General features: G+C 49.4%; 18 protein-coding genes. 7 read left to right on the top strand and 11 right to left on the bottom strand.

What is annotated here, in order from left to right; translation table 11 throughout:
• Window positions 1-460: 460 nt before the first annotated feature.
• Window positions 461-1111 (bottom strand): hypothetical protein, encoded by a 651-nt coding sequence (locus U9S71_RS16150; RefSeq protein WP_326328649.1) that lies wholly within the window; start codon window positions 1109-1111, stop codon window positions 461-463.
• A gap of 135 nt (window positions 1112-1246) precedes the next feature.
• Between U9S71_RS16150 and U9S71_RS16145 the strand changes: the two genes are divergently transcribed.
• Window positions 1247-2005: a helix-turn-helix transcriptional regulator gene (locus tag U9S71_RS16145; RefSeq protein WP_326328648.1), complete on the top strand. Its 759-nt coding sequence runs from the start codon at window positions 1247-1249 to the stop codon at window positions 2003-2005.
• On the opposite strand, the gene U9S71_RS16140 is transcribed toward U9S71_RS16145, so the two are convergent.
• The 4 genes from U9S71_RS16140 to sppA form a co-directional block, all read right to left on the bottom strand.
• Window positions 2002-2523, bottom strand: coding sequence for a hypothetical protein (locus U9S71_RS16140; protein WP_326328647.1), 522 nt, complete (start codon window positions 2521-2523; stop codon window positions 2002-2004). The two genes, U9S71_RS16145 and U9S71_RS16140, sit on opposite strands and share 4 nt — an antisense overlap.
• Window positions 2524-2723: 200 nt before the next feature.
• Window positions 2724-3914, bottom strand: coding sequence for a phosphoglycerate kinase (locus U9S71_RS16135; RefSeq protein WP_326328646.1), 1191 nt, complete (start codon window positions 3912-3914; stop codon window positions 2724-2726).
• Between the two features lie 56 nt (window positions 3915-3970).
• The gene (locus U9S71_RS16130) at window positions 3971-4873 is read right to left on the bottom strand and encodes a hydroxymethylglutaryl-CoA lyase (protein WP_326328645.1); all 903 of its coding nucleotides are present in this window, start codon (window positions 4871-4873) and stop codon (window positions 3971-3973) included.
• Window positions 4874-4877: 4 nt separating this feature from the next.
• Window positions 4878-6650, bottom strand: coding sequence for a signal peptide peptidase SppA (gene sppA, locus U9S71_RS16125; protein ID WP_326328644.1), 1773 nt, complete (start codon window positions 6648-6650; stop codon window positions 4878-4880).
• Between the two features lie 176 nt (window positions 6651-6826).
• Between sppA and folK the strand changes: the two genes are divergently transcribed.
• Window positions 6827-7345, top strand: a complete 519-nt coding sequence (gene folK, locus U9S71_RS16120; RefSeq protein WP_326328643.1) for a 2-amino-4-hydroxy-6-hydroxymethyldihydropteridine diphosphokinase — start codon at window positions 6827-6829, stop codon at window positions 7343-7345.
• Window positions 7326-7688 (top strand): Hpt domain-containing protein, encoded by a 363-nt coding sequence (locus U9S71_RS16115; RefSeq protein WP_326328642.1) that lies wholly within the window; start codon window positions 7326-7328, stop codon window positions 7686-7688. Before folK ends, U9S71_RS16115 begins: the two co-directional genes overlap by 20 nt.
• A 16-nt stretch (window positions 7689-7704) precedes the next feature.
• Here the strand turns inward: U9S71_RS16115 and pssA are convergent, their stop codons facing one another.
• Together pssA and rho are read right to left on the bottom strand one after the other, a co-directional pair.
• On the bottom strand, window positions 7705-8382 hold the full coding sequence (gene pssA / locus U9S71_RS16110) for a CDP-diacylglycerol--serine O-phosphatidyltransferase (RefSeq protein WP_326328641.1): 678 nt from the start codon (window positions 8380-8382) through the stop codon (window positions 7705-7707).
• Between the two features lie 45 nt (window positions 8383-8427).
• Window positions 8428-9930 carry a transcription termination factor Rho gene (gene rho, locus U9S71_RS16105; RefSeq protein WP_326328640.1) on the bottom strand — a complete coding sequence of 501 codons (1503 nt, stop codon included), beginning with the start codon at window positions 9928-9930 and terminating at the stop codon, window positions 8428-8430.
• Window positions 9931-10344: 414 nt separating this feature from the next.
• On the opposite strand from rho, the gene U9S71_RS16100 reads away from it, so the two are divergent.
• Both U9S71_RS16100 and U9S71_RS16095 read left to right on the top strand, forming a co-directional pair.
• The gene (locus tag U9S71_RS16100) at window positions 10345-10656 is read left to right on the top strand and encodes a hypothetical protein (protein ID WP_326328639.1); all 312 of its coding nucleotides are present in this window, start codon (window positions 10345-10347) and stop codon (window positions 10654-10656) included.
• Between the two features lie 143 nt (window positions 10657-10799).
• Entirely contained in the window at window positions 10800-11654 is an 855-nt protein-coding gene (locus U9S71_RS16095; protein ID WP_326328638.1) for an N-acetylglucosamine kinase, read from the top strand.
• Window positions 11655-11669: 15 nt separating this feature from the next.
• Here the strand turns inward: U9S71_RS16095 and U9S71_RS16090 are convergent, their stop codons facing one another.
• Together U9S71_RS16090 and U9S71_RS16085 are read right to left on the bottom strand one after the other, a co-directional pair.
• A complete protein-coding gene (locus U9S71_RS16090) occupies window positions 11670-11969 on the bottom strand; it encodes a YbaB/EbfC family nucleoid-associated protein (RefSeq protein WP_326328637.1) in 300 nt (99 codons plus the stop codon).
• Between the two features lie 37 nt (window positions 11970-12006).
• Window positions 12007-12948: a hypothetical protein gene (locus tag U9S71_RS16085; protein WP_326328636.1), complete on the bottom strand. Its 942-nt coding sequence runs from the start codon at window positions 12946-12948 to the stop codon at window positions 12007-12009.
• A gap of 222 nt (window positions 12949-13170) precedes the next feature.
• Here U9S71_RS16085 and U9S71_RS16080 point away from each other — a divergent pair, with 222 nt between their 5' ends.
• Window positions 13171-14685 (top strand): catalase, encoded by a 1515-nt coding sequence (locus U9S71_RS16080; protein ID WP_326328635.1) that lies wholly within the window; start codon window positions 13171-13173, stop codon window positions 14683-14685.
• Between the two features lie 147 nt (window positions 14686-14832).
• The gene (locus tag U9S71_RS16075; RefSeq protein WP_326328634.1) at window positions 14833-15798 is read left to right on the top strand and encodes a hypothetical protein; all 966 of its coding nucleotides are present in this window, start codon (window positions 14833-14835) and stop codon (window positions 15796-15798) included.
• Between the two features lie 56 nt (window positions 15799-15854).
• On the opposite strand, the gene U9S71_RS16070 is transcribed toward U9S71_RS16075, so the two are convergent.
• A complete protein-coding gene (locus U9S71_RS16070) occupies window positions 15855-16763 on the bottom strand; it encodes a PorP/SprF family type IX secretion system membrane protein (protein WP_326328633.1) in 909 nt (302 codons plus the stop codon).
• A 1-nt stretch (window position 16764) separates the two neighbouring features.
• Window positions 16765-17506 (bottom strand): T9SS type B sorting domain-containing protein (locus U9S71_RS16065; protein ID WP_326328632.1); only part of this gene is annotated, 742 nt, incomplete at its 5' end.

The raw sequence follows: 17506 nt of genomic DNA, 5'->3' as shown, positions 1-17506 counted from the left end.
ACTTGGAGTAATTCCTTGCAGAGGCTCTTTAGCCAAGATTACACAATTGCAAATTGACGAAATAATTGTTTGAAAACTTAACACATCAGTACTAAGTGTCAAAGAACAAAAATTGTTAAACTTATTTGATGCAAAAAGTTAACACATCAGTACTAATACAGAATATTGATTAATATTTAAAAATTGAACTTTACGATTCTAAATCAAGCTTTCTTCCCAGTTGTGTTCTCTCTACCAATTTCAAAAAATACTATGAACATAATATCGTTACCATCACCCCAACAAAGGTCAGTGATCATGTACCTCCTAGCAATATGATTTGGACATGTCTGTAATGAATCCACGTTTATCTGTCAAAATCCTGAAAATATCATATTCGCAATGCATTAGTCAATTACTGGTTACTAGTCGACAACATCAGTTATCGCATCAAATATACAAGTGTAGAAATGCGAATCCATTACACTAAAGTGTAGTTTTCGTGTTTCGTATCATTGGTGCCTAAAATGCCCTTCGGCACTATAAACTTATGCTTGCAATAGAAATCAATTAAGTTCCCATAGGTCATACGGATAGGAATAGTTCCAGAACCCAGATAATTTACTGCATTGCCCAGCGGATGGGCATTGATTCCTAAAGCCGCCAACACCCTGAGCAACTTACAATCACATTCAGCATAGGCTATTGCATTCTCATCCTCGCATACAGAAGCGATTGCACAAACCATCAGTTGTTTGAGAAGATTGACATCTCCACTCCCCTTTTTTATTGCAAATCTGCCGATATGCCAAATAGGCCTGCAATTAGGGCTATCGTCAATATCTAGCGGGTTAATACCGAAAATCCGTTGAATAGGGAGCACATCAATGTAGTTCCACCTTAATACCCTTATCGAGCCTATGATTGATCGATCGAAACCCTTGGAAACAAATATCTGTGCCTTATCAAAATAGCCCTGTTCATCTGCATATATGCAGTTAATTGCACACTCATACTCCACAGGATCGTCGGTTCCTACATGATGTTTAAAATTCTCAGTAACTACAAATTTGGCAAGGTCGAGCAGTTCTTTTGATGACAGTTTTTCCAGGTTATAGTTTGAGGATTTCATAATCAGCGATTTACACCTAAAATACTAGGTTCAGTAAATCACCAGCTTACACAAAAGTGTAGTTTTCAAGTACGTAGGATAATGTCATATTAACATAAAAATGTTTACCTTCGGTATAAACCAACAAAACCAGTTATGGCTGATATGAAAGATTTCTTTTCGTCCAAGAATACGATCAGGAAAGTAACTAAGGATGAAAAGACACAAATCACCGACTACATGGATGTCGTTCTAGCATTCGCTAAAACGACTTATAACAGTATTTATATCATCGATTATGAAAAAAAAGGATTTGATTATGTGTCGGATAATCCATTGTTCTTATGCGGGCATACCGCTGATAAAGTCAAGGAACTCGGGTATGAATTTTATTTTCAGCACGTCATTCCGCAAGACTTGGATTTATTGATTAAAATCAACACCATAGGGTTTGATTTTTACGAGCAAATCCCTGTAAATGAGCGAAAAGAACACACCATATCCTATGATTTTCATATCAAAAGTCAAGAGGGAAAGGCCATATTAATCAATCAAAAACTGACACCCATGTTTTTGACGAAGGATGGCAAGATATGGAAAGCCTTGTGTATTGTCTCGCTGTCGTCCGAAAAGGAAGCCGGCCACATTAAAATCTACCGAATGGGAAGCAATCAGATACACACCTATGATTTAACACGTAATTTTTGGAAACTAGATGAAAAAGCAAAACTTTCCGACAGAGAAAGTGAAATATTACAATTGTCAACGCGCGGCTACACCATAAAAGAAATTGCTGAGGCGCTGTTTATCTCGGAAGACACCGTCAAATTTCATAAAAGGAACTTGTGTCAAAAGCTGGACGTTAGCAATATTTCTGAGGCCATAGCATTTGCCACCAATAATAAGCTCGTTTAAAAATTATTTAGCGAGGAAAAGTAGAATTCCGGGAACATTTTTACTTTCCGATGAGTTGCCAAATTAAAGAGGATGTGTGTGCACATAGCCGCAACGGTCCAAGATGCGATGGACAGTTGGGGAGGCGATAATTGCTCTTCTTCTTGTATATATTCCTCAATGACTGCATCTAACCATTCCTGTGGTGTTCCGCGACGTTTCAGTTGGCTAGAAACGTGCTCCACCACCGTAAGTTCATTGAACTTTTCGTCAGCATTTGCGATACTCGTCAATGGCATACCCTCCGGGTCAATCACGATGGTCAGCCCGGCCCAGCCCAAATTATACGGATGCAACACTGGGATTTTGTATACTTTGCAAACCTGGTCAAACCGCAATGGGATGTCGGAAGTAAAGTCCAACGCGTTGATAGCGACCTTGTGGCCACTAACCAACCGGATGGATGTCCAAACGTCGACCAGGGTCGCCGGATCGAGCAGGCAAGACCAGACCGTCCAATCGGTGTCGCGTACGTCCAAGACCCTCGAATCCCAAGTTCAAGACACGACCTCCAAAGAAAAGCATACCCGGCCAAATTGGGCGGGGTGTATCATCCTACTTGTAGTTGGCGTTGGAATCGTAATGCTATGCTGGTACCGATTAAAAAGCGGCAAGTAATTAGCCGCATGATCGTCCATGCCAAGCACATAAAAAAAGCGGCCGGGGCCGCTCCATTTTCCTATTCGTTGATGGCTTTCACACCTGGTAGTTCCTTGCCCTCCATGTATTCCAGCAGGGCTCCCCCCCCGGTACTCACGTAGCTCACATGTTCGGTCATACCGAACTTGCTTACCGCGGCTGCGGAGTCGCCCCCGCCGATCAGCGAAAATGCACCCCGTTCGGTAGCCGCCACCACGGCATCGGCTACCGCGCGCGTACCTTTGGCAAACTTGTCCATCTCAAATACACCCATGGGGCCGTTCCACAAAATCGTGTTGGAAGCCAGGATCACTTGGGCAAAATGCTCGCCCGATTCCTTGCCGATGTCCAACCCCATCTTATCGGCAGGAATTTGGTCGTTCGGACCATCGTATGCCGGCGAATCCGGCGCGAACCTGTCGGCAATCTGGCAATCGGTGGGCAATACGAGGTTTACCCCTTTCTTTTTCGCCTTCTTCACCAGATCATTCGCCAGGTCGAGTTTATCCAGCTCCACCAGCGACTGGCCAATCTCGCCGCCACGGGCTTTTACAAAGGTATAAGCCATGCCGCCGCCAATAATGAGGTTATCCACCTTATCAAGCAGCGCCTCGATCAATTCGAGCTTGTCGGACACCTTTGCCCCGCCCATAATGGCGGTAAACGGACGCTGTGGATCATTCAGTACGCGCTCTGCGTTGCCCACTTCAGCTGCCATAAGGTACCCGAAGTATTTAGCATTTGGAAAGAACTGCGCAATCACGGCCGTTGAAGCATGTGCCCGGTGGGCAGTACCGAATGCGTCGTTGACATACACGTCGCCGAGCTTAGCCAACTTCTCGGCAAAACCGGCATCGCCTTTCTCCTCTTCCTTATAAAAACGGAGATTCTCCAAAAGGAGCACTTCGCCCGGCTTCAGTGCCGCAGCCTTGGCGTACGCGCCGTCGCCGATGCAATCGTCGGCAAACTGCACGTCAACACCCAATACGCCCGAGAGGTGGGCGACGATGTGTTTCAGGGAAAATTTTTCTGAAGGCCCTTCCTTAGGCCTACCGAGGTGCGACATCAGGATGACAGCCCCCCCATCGTTCAAGATCTTCTTGATGGTCGGTGTTGCCCCCTGTATGCGGTTATCGTCGGTGATGGCGTAATGTTCATCCAGGGGTACGTTGAAGTCTACCCGTATCAATGCTTTCTTCCCGGAAAAATCTAAATCGTCTATCGTCTTCATGCTATCTATAATGCTAATGATGTAAGGGGAACAAAGCTACTATAAGTATTGGAAAATCAAAACACTTCGTAGCTATACCGTTGTGCCGCGGCCCATGCATCTCGGTTTAGCGCGGTCCCGATACCCCGCTCATCGAGCAACTCCAGCAATGTTTCCGTAGCGATGTTACCGGTCAGTTTATCCGCAGCCATCGGACATCCGCCGAAACCACGGAGCGCGGTATCAAAGCGGACACATCCCGCATCAAGTGCGGCAACCAATTTCTGGCGACCTGTCGCTGGCGTACTATGCAAGTGTAACCCCAGTTCGATATCGGGGAACGTGTCATGCAAATACGGATACAGCGAAGTGATGGTCTCCGGCGTGGAATTCCCCACCGTATCTGCCAGTGCAAAATGGCGGATTCCCATGGCCACCAGCTTCTCCGTATAGTCGGCCACGATGGCCGGGCTCCATGGGTCGCCATATGGATTCCCAAAGCCCATGGAGAGATACACAAGCGGAGTGCGGCCATGGGCCTGGCATATCATGGCGATTTGTTTAACGGTATCGAGGGCTTGTAGGATCCCCGTGTTGGCATTGCGCTGTTGAAAGGTCTCGGAAACCGAAAAAGGGAAGCCGAGCACCTTCACCCGGCCATGCCGGACCGCCGCCTCCGCGCCACGCACATTGGCAACGATGGCGAGAAGTTCCGTGGAGCTTTCCGTTCCTTCTAAAGCGCCATCCAAGCGGTCCAGCACCTCAGCGGTATCCCGCATTTGGGGAATGGCGTTGGGCGACACGAAACTACCGAAATCGAGCCGGTCGAATCCCGCACCGAGGAGCAGCTCCATATACGCCGCTTTGGTCGCCGTGGGAATAAAACGGTGCAATCCTTGCATGGCATCGCGCGGGCATTCGGTAATCGACACCTTGCGGACACCGCCGTTGCGCACTCGCGACCGGGATGCAGCGGCCATGGCGTCAATAGATCTCCATGGTAAACGGAAGCCGCGCCTGTATACCACGCACCTGCAATGCGGCTTTCGCTTGCTCATAATACCGGTAGTGTTCGCCCAACTCACGCTTACTGAACCACGTGCTTATCCGGTCGGCAGAGCCGCCTAACAATGCCTCGAAGGGGCTCTTGATAGCCGGGTAGGTGACCACGCGGTAGGTTTCCAAGCCGGCCTTATCCGCGGCAGCGGCAATCGCATCGTCCATGCTGCCCAAGCGATCTACCAGTCCGTGTTCCACGGCCTGCTGTCCGCTCCATACGCGCCCCTGCCCAATGCTATCCACTTGTGCCTTGGATAAGCCACGGCCATCGGCCACGCGTTGCAGGAACGTATCGTATATCTGATTGACCTGCATTTGGAGGATCTGTCGTTCATCGGCCGTGAGCGGCCGGTCCACATTCGCCAGGAAGTCGGCATATTTACCCGTTTTCACCTCATCAAAGGTAATACCCAGCTTGTCGTTATACAGTTCCTGCATATTGGGGATAAGGCCGAACACACCGATGGAACCGGTGATGGTGTTGGGTTCGGCAAAAATGGAATCGGCAGCCGCTGAAATGTAATACCCTCCCGAGGCCGCCACATCGCCCATGGATACGATAATCGGCTTTTCCTGGCTCAACAGCTCCACTTCGCGCCAGATGACGTCTGAGGCTAGGGCGCTACCACCGGGCGAATTAACGCGGAACACCACCGCTTTCACTTTATCATCGCGGCGTACCTTGCGCAGCTCGCGCGATATGCGTTCTGAGCCGATCATGTCGTCGGTGCCTTCGCCCGACACGATGCTACCTACCGCGTATACCACGGCAACACGTTCGCGGACAGATGCACTCACCGATTTCGCCGTAGGCTTATATTTCAAAATCGACACGACATTCAAATCTTTTTCCTGATCCACGTTGAGCGAGTCTTTCAACTCGGTTAAGAATTCGTCCTTATACCGTTTGCCGTCGGCCAACCCATAAGCCACTGCATCGTCGGCAGTCCTTACCAGGTAGCCATCGGCAATGGCGTGCAATGAATCGGTCGCCATACCGCGGCTTTCGCCGATCTGTGCAATGAAATGGTCATATATACTTCCCAAGAAAGAGCTGACCTGCTCCCTATTGGCATCGCTCATCTTGTCCAAGACAAAAGGCTCTACCGCGCTTTTGAATGTCCCTACTTTCACTACTTGTGCTTCAATGCCCAACTTATCCAGCGTACCTTTTAAGAAAGCGGTTTGCGAGGCAAGGCCCCTAAAGTCTATCGATCCTTCCGGATTGACGTAAACCCGATCGGCCGTGGAAGCGAGGTAATAAGCCCGCTGGGTATAACCCTCGCTGTAGGCAACAATGAATTTGCCGGATGCTTTGAAATCGACCAGGGCATCGCGGATTTCCTGTAGCGTAGCAAAACTTGCGGATACGGAAGAGAGGTCGAGGCAGATGCCCTCGATTCGTTCATCTTCTTTGGCCCCTTCTATACGTTTGAGTATATCATTCAGTCCGAAACTTTTAACGGTAATGAATCCCGGTAGGTCGAGCTCTTCGAAAGGATCGGGGATTGTGCGTTCCGTGATGTCGTGCTTGAGGTCGATCAGCAGCAGCGAATTAGCGGCAACGGTGGTTTCTTTCTCTGCGCTCATGGAGGTCACCAAGGCACCGATGACGATTAACCCCACCACGAACAACAGGATGAACGAAATGACGATACCGGTTACGGTAGCGAGCACGTATTTGAAAAATGATTTCATATGTGTTCTATTATAAGGTGTTCAAACTTAGAAAAACTTCACTGCATTGACAAATAGCATATCTAGCATGCCAGGAGTTTGACGACGCCACGCCTCATTCGTTACAGCGATGCATATTTGGATATAAACTGCCGTTTACCTAAGTTTGCCTTTCGAAACCGATCGATATCGTTTTTATGCAGGTTACAGCGAGTGCCTATTTATTATTGGGGACAAACATGGGCGATAGGCTTGCCCAGCTAAGCCACGCGCGCAACGAAATAAGCACAAAAATTGGGAACTTGCACCGTATCTCCTCCATATACGAAACGGGTGCTTGGGGCCATGAAGACCAACCCAACTACCTCAATCAAGTGGTTGGGGTTGCGACCACGCTGAAACCACTGCCCTTGCTTGCAACAATCAACGCGATCGAAAAGCGGATGGGCCGCATACGTGTAAACAAATGGGAATCGCGGTTGATCGACATCGACATTCTGTATTATGCCGATGAAGTCATCGACGAGCCAAACCTCCAAGTACCGCACCCGCACCTGCCCAACCGTCGATTCGCATTAGCACCTTTGCAAGAAATCGCGGCGACATTCGTCCACCCGATATTAGGGAAAACCACCGATGAGCTGCTGGACGAGACATCCGACCGGCTTGCCGTTCGCCTTTTTAACCCAGATACATATGAACAAGATGAATTTTGAGCAAGCCGACTTGGCATACCTGATGGACCTTTCCAACGGCAATACGCAGCTCATCCGAGAAATATTGGATCTTTTTATCAAGCAGACCCCATCGGATATGCAGCTGCTTACAACGTATGTGGAACAGGAGGACTGGGAAAGCGCCTATAAACAGGCCCATCATATTAAGCCGACATTGGCGTATGTTGGTGCCAACGAAATGCGCCAGGAATTGCAGGAAATCGAAGATGATGCGAAACATCGTCAAAACGTGGATGGCATTGCAGCTAAACTCGCTACGATGTTACCAAAGCTAGACGTGCTTTACGGGGAATTGCGCGCGTATTTGAAAACAATTGATTGACGGACCTGACCCGAATTCACTGGGGCTGCCGAAAGTGGACGTAGGAAAACAAAAAGTAAAGAGCCAGGACCAACGGGGCAGCAGCGAATTTCAACACGACCACCAAAACCGCACTGATTAATAAGAAGGTGAATTTCCAGCCGTTTTCGCGCCACGAAAACGAATTGATTTTCAAAGAGAAAAGCCGCACGTTACTGACCAATAGCAGCGAGGTAACCAAAATACTGCCGATCAAGAAGGCCGGATGGTATATAATGGTACCGTATGTAGCCGCTATGAAGGGAAGCGAAACCACATAAAACGCATTCATTGGCGTATTGAGGCCAATAAAATCGGTCGACTGCCGGTCGTCGATATTGAATTTTGCGAGGCGAAGTGCAGAAAAAACGGTGACCAGAAACCCCAAGTAAGGCACATAGCCATTGCCCGGCCAAGCTACCCCAAGCATGCTATAAAGTACTGCCCCCGGGAGGAAACCAAAACTCACCACATCGGCCAACGAATCCAGTTCCTTGCCAATAGGCGATTTTACATGCAAAGCTCGGGCAGCCAACCCATCAAAAAAATCAAAGGCACCAGAGGCAAGCACACAATAGGCAGCAATATCGAGCTGCCCCGCATAGGCAAAGGTTACCCCTACACAACCACTGAATAAGTTTAGGCAGGTTATAAAATTGGGTATATGCGTCTTCATAAATATATGGCTGTAGCATGATGATGCTACAGCCATTATTAATGATTAACCATTCATACTGACGAGGAACTCCTCATTAGATTTGGTTCCACGCATCTGCGACAATAAGAACTCCATGGCTTCCATCGAATTCATATCTGCCAGGTGATTACGCAGCACCCATATCCGCTGTAACGTTTCGCGGTCGTTCAGCAGGTCGTCCCGACGCGTGCTCGACGCAATAAGGTCGATTGCCGGGAAGATACGCTTGTTGGAAAGCTTCCGATCGAGCTGCAGCTCCATGTTACCCGTTCCTTTGAATTCCTCAAAGATAACCTCGTCCATCTTGGAGCCGGTATCGATCAGCGCCGTGGCCAGTATCGTCAATGAGCCGCCGTGCTCGATATTACGTGCTGCACCAAAGAAGCGCTTCGGTTTGTGGAGCGCATTGGCATCCACACCACCCGACAGGATTTTGCCCGACGCCGGGGCTACCGTATTGTATGCCCTCGCCAGCCGCGTAATCGAATCGAGCAGAATAACCACATCGTGCCCACATTCTACCATGCGTTTTGCTTTTTCCAATACGATATTCGCAATCTTCACGTGCCTATCCGCGGGCTCATCAAAGGTCGACGACACCACTTCAGCGCGTACGCTGCGGGCCATATCTGTCACCTCTTCCGGGCGTTCATCGATTAAAAGGATAATCAAATACACCTCGGGGTGGTTCTTTGCGATGGCGTTGGCCACGTCTTTAAGCAACATGGTTTTACCCGTTTTGGGTTGCGCCACGATCAGCCCACGTTGGCCTTTACCGATGGGTGTGAACAGGTCCATAATCCGCGTGGAGTAGTTACCTGTGCCTGTGAAAAGCTTCAATCGCTCGGTTGGAAACAGCGGCGTTAAGAAATCAAACGGCACACGGTCGCGTACTTCTGCGGGGTTCTGGCCGTTGATGGCTTCTACGCGGACTAAAGGGAAATACTTCTCACCCTCCTTCGGTGGCCGGATGCTGCCGCGCACGGTATCACCTGTTTTAAGTCCGAAAAGTTTGATTTGCGACTGCGAGACATATATATCATCCGGCGACGTCAGGTAGTTATAGTCCGACGACCGGAGGAAACCGTATCCATCGGGCATAATTTCCAACACCCCTTCATTGACGATGACATTGTCAAAGTCGAGACTTCCTGCGGGGCCCTCCATCTTGCTACCGTTAGCAGGTTTCGGGGTGGCAGTTGGTTCCGGACGGTTATCCGCCGGCGCAGCCGGTTCCCGACTATCGGCAGGAAAATCGTCGCGTGTGTTGCGCACACTGATTGGCTCAACCGATTTCATGGTGCGCGTACGCTTCCTTGGGCGCTCGCCTACCGCCTCGGCCGCGTCTTCCGTTTCCGTAGTTGCCTCAGCTTCCAATGCAGCATTCTTGGCTTCCTCCTCACCGGTTTCAACGATCTTGGTTACCAACTCGTGCTTCCGAAGCTTCTCTACGTCAGCGATACCGATCAACTTCGCTATTTCGCGTAACTCAGACACGAGTTTCGCGTTCAGTTCATTAATATTCATTCAACTAAAAAATATAATAATATATGGATTTGCTGTTATAAAAAGAAATTCATCCACCTCGTGCAGCCGTTCATTTTCAAACAGTAGTGATTCAGCATTAATCTTCAGAAATCAAAGAGTTTTCGACGAAGTATCTAGGATAAACTTTGAGAATACTGCGCAAAGTAACACATTCTATTTGTCTTTTCAAAAAAATATTAAAAAAATAACACTTCTGGCATCCGAAACCAGCGGAAGAGCAGCATCATTCCCCCGGCTACCACCCGTCAAAAAAAGCCAAATTAATTCGCTGTCTATCAAATAGGTAAAACGATTTATCGGTTACACCTATAGAAAAGTCCCGAAAAAGTTCGAATAATTGGCACCAAAACCCCTAAGTTAGGCGAAAATTTCGGCTAACCTTACATGAAACAAATGACAAATAAATCAAATCAAAGCTACACATCGGCGCTATATTCGCTGACCATGGTGTTTTTCTTCTGGGGGTTCCTGGCAGGGGCCAACGGCGTATTCATTCCATTCTGCACATCCCATTTCGACCTTACCCATGCTATCATTCCGCCGCTACAGGGCAGTCTGGCCGATGTGCTGCATGACATCCATCTCTCGTATTGGGTTCCGGTAGCCTGTTTTGCTTACCTTGCATTTTTTGCATGGAAGGTATCGGACATCCTGAAAAAGCAGGGGTACGACATCGAGAACCTCAATACCGAAGGCGGCCATTAGCCCGATATAGCGCCGATGTTGAACTATTTTTGAAATAAGAAAGTCGATAATGTCATTATTTTCGGGGAAAACCGTATTTTCGGCGCGTATAATTGAAGGAATATCATTAAACTGAAAAAACCAACAAAACTAATACCCAACAAATGATTATAATTGCAGACGGAGGATCGACCAAAACCAATTGGTGCTTGCTGGACAACGCTGGGAAAAAAGTGTATTTCAATACGGAGGGGTATAACCCTTATTTCGTAGATAGCGAATATATCGTAAACTCACTCAAAAAGGGATTACCCAAAGACTTACCGTACCACGAGGTCACCGAAGTGAACTATTACGGTGCGGGGGTACATAATGAAGAAAAAGCCAGTATTGTTGTCGAAGCTTTGAAAAAAGTTTTCTCCAACTCAACGGTTTTCGTGGGGCATGACCTGCTGGCAGCTGCGCGGGCCTTACTGGGCGACCAACCGGGCTTTGCCGCTATCCTCGGTACCGGCACCAATACGTGTATTTACGATGGCGAAGACATCGCCCACAATATCGACTCGGCGGCCTATATCTTAGGTGATGAAGGCAGCGGTTGCTACATCGGCAAGAAACTGCTTACCGACTACATCCGTGGCTTTATGCCCGAAGATGTGCGGGAAGTTTTTTGGGACACCTATAAGCTGACGCCCGACGATGTGATGGACGCCGTGTATACCAAACCACTGGCCAACCGTTTCTGTGCTAGTTTCAGCAAATTCGTGTACGATGTGTCGGTCAACATCAACTATTCGAGCGGCATTGTGCATGCAGCGTTCGACGACTTTTTCCGCAACCTGGTGTCGCGCTACCCGGATTACCAAAACCACACATTCAACTGCATTGGCTCCGTGGGTTATAACTTCAGAAACGTGTTGGAAGATACAGCTAGCCAGTATGGCATGAAAGTGGGACGCATTATACGGTCGCCTATAGACGACCTCGTACAGTACCACATCAATAAATCAAGTAAGTGATTGGCGGATGGCGGCTTAAAACAAGCCGCCCAATCCACCAAGCATATCCTTCGCGGCGCCCTGCATTTCGGTCTGGCTCACGTTCTCAGCCTGCTTCATGGTGTTGTTGATGGCCACGGCCAACAACTCCTCCAGTTCTTCCTTGTCAGCATTGGCAAGAAAAGTCGGGTCGATGCTTACATTGGTCACGTCCCTATTGGCAGTTGCAGTTACTTTGATCGCACCGCCCTCGGCCTCTCCGGTGACCATCACGTGGTCAAGTCGCTTCTTTATTTCGTCAGCCTTCTGTTGGGCTGCCATTAATTTATCAAACATAATACCGTTGCTTTAATACCCGCTAAGGTACGATTATCTATCCATCTTCCTTGCCCCGCACCCGCAGATAGACTACACTATTGTGGGGCATCCCCAACGTCGTTGCCGGGGTAACATCGAGCAGGTTCTGCAGGTAGACATCTATGATACCCTTGAGTACGCGCCGCCTGGATTCCACAAACTCCGGCATGACGAAAAACTTGCCCAGACGCATTTTGCCATCGGGTCCTACGAGAATGGAAAACGTATGGTAAAAATCTTTGTATGCCCGGTGAATGGTGATATCATATTCGGGATACAGGTATTCATAAGCCGACGATTGACTCATCAACGCGAGGCTATCGTATTGCCGGCGCTCGATTTCGAGCATCTCACTTTTACTCGCCAGCTTGGGGTAATTCTTGGATGAATACGAGCTATCTACATTGTCGAGGTTCCGGTTGGCCCGCTGCACCATCTGCCGCACGAATAACGTATCCTGCCGACGCGGCTCGCGAAGCCGCGTCAACGATGTACCCAACGTATTGAGGTAATCTTTAGCGTAGAAACGCATATATACATTGGAACGCATCTTATTCACCCGCAGCCCATCGAGGCTCAGCCGTTGCAACATGAGGCTGTCGCGATTCAGGTCGACGACCTTCCAGCTCTCACGCGCAAAGTGGAAAAAAGAATCGTGGTCGTGCGTAATTTCAAAATTGAACGATGAATCGCTGCCGGGCACATAAATCTGGACGGCATCCTCACGCGTAAATTTAATATGCCATTCGGCTTCCTGCACAAACCCGATCGAGTCGTACGCCAATCCGTTGTCGAACGAACGCCTTACCTCATAGAAGTCGATATCGACAATCGGCTTAAACGAAGGCCGCCGCGGATCGCTTTCTTCGTCTTCCACAGTGCCCGCGCAGCCCGACATAAAACAACACACCATAAAAAGAAGTACCCGGCCAAGTGGTACGATGATATAATCCTTCATTTGCATGGGCTGCTAACCTAAGACAATTGCACATAAAATACAATAAATTTTGCTGTTACATTCATAAAAATGTTCCATGGTATTACCGGTTTATTTTCGTAGGTTAGCAGAAACCATTTATTTAACACGGCTATACGGTTATAAATACTATTGATCACATTTATTGAAACAAATCATCACAATCTATATACATTTGCGTGTACTCACTAAAATAACAACAGCATGGAAGAGAACAAGGGAAAATTAACTAGACAAACCGGGGCTCCGGTTCCGGACAACCAAAACTCGCAAACGGCCGGCCCCAGGGGTCCGTTGCTCATGCAAGACTTTTGGTTCCTCGAAAAGATGGCGAATTTCGACCGCGAGGTTATCCCCGAGCGGCGCATGCATGCGAAAGGGTCGGGTGCTTTCGGTACCTTTACGGTTACCCACGATATTACGCAATATACCAAGGCCAGTATCTTCAGCGAAATCGGGAAAAAGACCGATATGTTCGCGCGTTTCTCTACGGTAGCGGGCGAGCGTGGTGCAGCGGATGCCGAGCGCGACATCCGGGGCTTCGCCATGAAATATTACACCGATGAAGGGATATGGGATTTGGTGGGCAACAATACGCCGGTATTCTTTTTCCGCGACCCGATGAAATTCCCCGACTTGAACCACGCCGTTAAACGCGATCCGAAAACGAACCTGCGGAGCGCCAACAACAACTGGGATTTCTGGACGCTACTCCCTGAGTCGCTGCACCAAGTAACCATTGTGATGAGCGACCGCGGTATCCCACGCGGCTACCGCCATATGCACGGTTTCGGTAGCCATACCTACAGCCTGATCAATAAAGATAACGTACGGCACTGGGTGAAGTTCCACTTCGTTACCCAGCAGGGCATTGAGAACCTCTCGGACGAAGAAGCAGCGAAACTGGTAGGCGTAGACCGCGAATCGTCGCAACGCGACCTTTTCGATGCAATTGAACGGCAGGACTTCCCAAAATGGAAAATGTTCATCCAAGTGATGACCGAAGAGCAGGCAAAGACCTATCGCTTCCATCCGTTCGACCTCACGAAAGTATGGTCCAAGAAAGACTTCCCGCTCATCCCAGTGGGTGAGTTTGAACTGAACCGCAACCCCGAAAACTATTTCCAGGATGTGGAGCAAGCGGCCTTCAACCCCACGAACATCGTTCCGGGTATTGGCTTCTCGCCCGACAAGATGCTGCAGGGCCGGCTGTTCTCGTACGGCGACGCGCAGCGCTACCGCCTAGGGGTAAACCATTATCAAATACCGGTGAATAAGCCCAAGTGCCCTTACCATGCCTTCCATCGAGATGGTGCCATGCGCGTGGATGGGAACTATGGCGACGCGAAAAACTACGAGCCTAACAGTTACGGCGAATGGCAGGAGCAACCTGCCGCGAAAGAACCGCCGTTGGAACTCGAAGGCACGGCCTACGCGCACAACTTCCGTGACGACGATGCCGACTACTACACCCAACCGGGCGACCTGTTCCGTATCATCAAAGCGGATGGTAAAGCCGATTTCTTATTCCGGAATACGGCCGCACAAGTGGGTGGCGCAGAAAAGTTCATCCAGATCCGCCATATCCGCAACTGCTACAAGGCCGACCCCGAATACGGTGAGGGTGTAGCTCATGCACTCGGGCTAACGATGGACGAGGTGAACAGCTTCGATATGACGCCATACGACCGCGGTGCGCCGAGGCCTACCAACGGATAAATACACACAACGCCCAGCGTTGCCCAACCTCCCGCCAAACCGGGAGGTTTTTTTATGCGGCGCGGTTATTGCGGATTAGTGTCCATGTTACCTGCCGTTAAAAAACCTTATTTTGGCTACCTCCTTTGGATGGGGTTTCTTACCCTTATGCCCTCACTCCTATTCGCACAGAAAGAACTTAGGAAAAACGACCGAATCAGGTATGCAGGCATTGGCTATACCAAACTAGGTTTCGGCGAGGTAAACCGGCAGCTTCTGAACGCCAAGCAGGTTGCGAAGCTCAATCGGCACATTGAGCAGATACGTGCCGAATACGGTGCTGTGGTTATCTTCGTCTCGATGATACCCGAGGAGGTAGCCGAATGGGAGACCGGCCAAATCGGCGGCTTGCCCGGGCACTACCTCGGCGACGACCCCCGGGCTGCGCGGAACCACGTGATGGTGCTATTTGGCGAGGAGGATGGACGGAATTGGGTGGAGTATGGGCAAGACAATGCGCCCGATTTTGCCGCCCACACCGATGAGCTGACCCGGTTATTTGCTAAGGCCTACAACAAACGAAAAGTGTACCGCCACATACGGCGCGTGCTGAAGCGGGTTGACCGTATCTACGCACGGCTGGGCACCGAACGCCAAACGGCGCTGCGCCATCCGGTATTGACTGCCGAAGAGTGGACAGACCTGGCATGGGCGGAAGTAGACATCACCCACGAATACGACTCAGCCGTGCACCATCTTGAACTTGCGGTTAGGTTAGATCCGGCCTACGCACGGGGCTACAAGCTGCTCGGTTACGCTCATCTGGAACAGCGGCAGTGGGACGCAGCAGCTTCGGCTTTTGCTACCGCTTGGTCGCTCGCGGCCGACTTTGAAATCGCCGTAGGTAGGCTTACGCTGCATTACTTACAAGGCGAGTCATCGGAGATCGATAAGTGGACGGAGCAAGTTCGCCAGTTCACCTCCGAATTTGACGAGGAGGTTTACAACGTTGCACATTATAGTGGACGTGGCTTTTTCCTGACTGAAAACGCCTCGGCAGCCTTCCGCAATGCATTTCAGCACGAGATTACGCAAAGCAAAAAAGAAGAAACCCCCGAAGCGAAGGCGTATTAGCTCACGGATTCGACCCCTTAAATGCGACCTCTTAAAAAAAACGGCCGAGGGTACTTTCACGGCGATAAGCTATACGATAAAATCAAACCATGATGATTACCCAATGTTGGTCTCCTCAGCCCGATGGTGTAATGATAAGCCATTCGGAGTTGCTCAACAGGGTAAACACCGATGAGCACATTCAGCGAGGTACTGCTTCGGTACCCTGCCCCAAATTCAAACTTGCTTTTGAAATTCACGGATAAGTTCATGTCTATCTGTACGGGTGCCCCCGCCTCATATTTGACCAATGTGCTGGGTGTTATCATGATTTCTTTGTAAAGATCGGTAAAGAAGCGATACCCGGCATACCCATAGATGGGTGTCGACAACTTCAGGTCATCCCACGATGCGAACCTGCCCCCCAATAGGTCGGGCGCAGAAATCCCGAAATAAAACCCTACCTTATTATATAAGATTCCGGCACCGATTGTCGGGATCGTCTCGGAAAGGTTAGCTGCAAACTCGGGGTCTTCTGGCACCCCCAGTTCAAGCAGGTTCTCATGAAGTCGTCTCATCCCCGCCGTCATGCCAAATGAAAGTACGTTCTGGTCGTACACCTCCCAATACGGGCGGTCGCGTTTTAAATCAAAATATATTTTATACGAATAGGCCAAGGCGACGCTTGTGGCCGACATGACCCCGATTCTATCGTCGATGATAGCTGCCCCCAGACCCATTTTTCCTGCCGATATGGGCATGTGATAAGTCAGCGAAGACGTTGATGGTGCGCCGTCTATATTACGGGTAAACCGCGTGTGGCTAGCACTAATCACCGGTCCGGGTGTCATTCCGGCGTAGGCTGGGTTGATCAGGAATGGGTTGTAATTATATTCGGGGAAAAGCGGTGTTTGTTGACCGAGGGTAACACCGTGCAACCCGATAAGCACACACAAAGTAATAAAATAGTTTTTTGTGAAGCTCATGCTAACGCTTTAACACTAAAAATCCTTCTACTTTTTTCTGCTCCTGACCATCGCGATACTGAATCACGAAGAAGTATGTACCGGAAGGCAACGCACCGCCACCGAGCCGTGTAAGTCGGTTGGCATCGCCTGTGAATACTTTTGATACATTGTCGTAACGCGGGAGCTGGAAAACCATGTCTCCCCATCGATTGTATATGGAAACGGTATTATCGGGGTAGTCGCCAATGCCTTCTATTCTCCAGAAATCGTTAATGCCATCGCCGTTGGGAGAAATACCGTATTTGGTTCGGCCTATATGCTCACCGGGCGTGATGACGAAACGGGTATAACCGCATCCAGCTGCCTCTCCTGCCGCATTAAATGGAATGACGGTGATGTAATACGCGGTGTTTTCGGCGAAGTCAAGGGTTGGAATGAACCGTGTACCGGTCACCGTTTCATTGTCCACGATTTCCCTACCGCCTGGGGTTGTGCCGATAGAAATCCGGTAACCGGTAGCACCAGCAACAGCTGTCCAAGTGATTCCTGCATCGATTGTGTTACGACTTGCGCCATCTGTCGGATTGGTAATGGTCGTGCAGCCGGGAGGCATCGGTAACGTCTCTGTTGTGAAACTGATTTCCGTACAGTCCGATGCTTCACCTGCGGAGTTATAAGGCACTACCGTAACGTAGTAAGTCGCGTTTTCAGCGAAACCATCCGGTAAATTAAAAACGATGCCGCTGACTTCCGCGCCATCA

Origin of the sequence: Parapedobacter flavus (genome assembly GCF_035818675.1) — a bacterium.
GTDB lineage: Bacteria > Bacteroidota > Bacteroidia > Sphingobacteriales > Sphingobacteriaceae > Parapedobacter > Parapedobacter flavus.
Note: the sequence above shows the minus strand (reverse complement) of the source record. Positions and strands in the feature narration are given on the sequence as shown.

Coding starts and splice junctions, on each gene's coding strand:
- U9S71_RS16150 (WP_326328649.1), bottom strand. CDS start 1,111: ATGAAATCCTCAAACTATAACCTGGAAAAACTGTCATCAAAAGAACTG.
- U9S71_RS16145 (WP_326328648.1), top strand. CDS start 1,247: ATGGCTGATATGAAAGATTTCTTTTCGTCCAAGAATACGATCAGGAAA.
- U9S71_RS16135 (WP_326328646.1), bottom strand. CDS start 3,914: ATGAAGACGATAGACGATTTAGATTTTTCCGGGAAGAAAGCATTGATA.
- U9S71_RS16130 (WP_326328645.1), bottom strand. CDS start 4,873: ATGGCCGCTGCATCCCGGTCGCGAGTGCGCAACGGCGGTGTCCGCAAG.
- sppA (WP_326328644.1), bottom strand. CDS start 6,650: ATGAAATCATTTTTCAAATACGTGCTCGCTACCGTAACCGGTATCGTC.
- folK (WP_326328643.1), top strand. CDS start 6,827: ATGCAGGTTACAGCGAGTGCCTATTTATTATTGGGGACAAACATGGGC.
- U9S71_RS16115 (WP_326328642.1), top strand. CDS start 7,326: ATGAACAAGATGAATTTTGAGCAAGCCGACTTGGCATACCTGATGGAC.
- pssA (WP_326328641.1), bottom strand. CDS start 8,382: ATGAAGACGCATATACCCAATTTTATAACCTGCCTAAACTTATTCAGT.
- rho (WP_326328640.1), bottom strand. CDS start 9,930: ATGAATATTAATGAACTGAACGCGAAACTCGTGTCTGAGTTACGCGAA.
- U9S71_RS16100 (WP_326328639.1), top strand. CDS start 10,345: ATGACAAATAAATCAAATCAAAGCTACACATCGGCGCTATATTCGCTG.
- U9S71_RS16095 (WP_326328638.1), top strand. CDS start 10,800: ATGATTATAATTGCAGACGGAGGATCGACCAAAACCAATTGGTGCTTG.
- U9S71_RS16090 (WP_326328637.1), bottom strand. CDS start 11,969: ATGTTTGATAAATTAATGGCAGCCCAACAGAAGGCTGACGAAATAAAG.
- U9S71_RS16085 (WP_326328636.1), bottom strand. CDS start 12,948: ATGAAGGATTATATCATCGTACCACTTGGCCGGGTACTTCTTTTTATG.
- U9S71_RS16080 (WP_326328635.1), top strand. CDS start 13,171: ATGGAAGAGAACAAGGGAAAATTAACTAGACAAACCGGGGCTCCGGTT.
- U9S71_RS16075 (WP_326328634.1), top strand. CDS start 14,833: ATGCCCTCACTCCTATTCGCACAGAAAGAACTTAGGAAAAACGACCGA.
- U9S71_RS16070 (WP_326328633.1), bottom strand. CDS start 16,763: ATGAGCTTCACAAAAAACTATTTTATTACTTTGTGTGTGCTTATCGGG.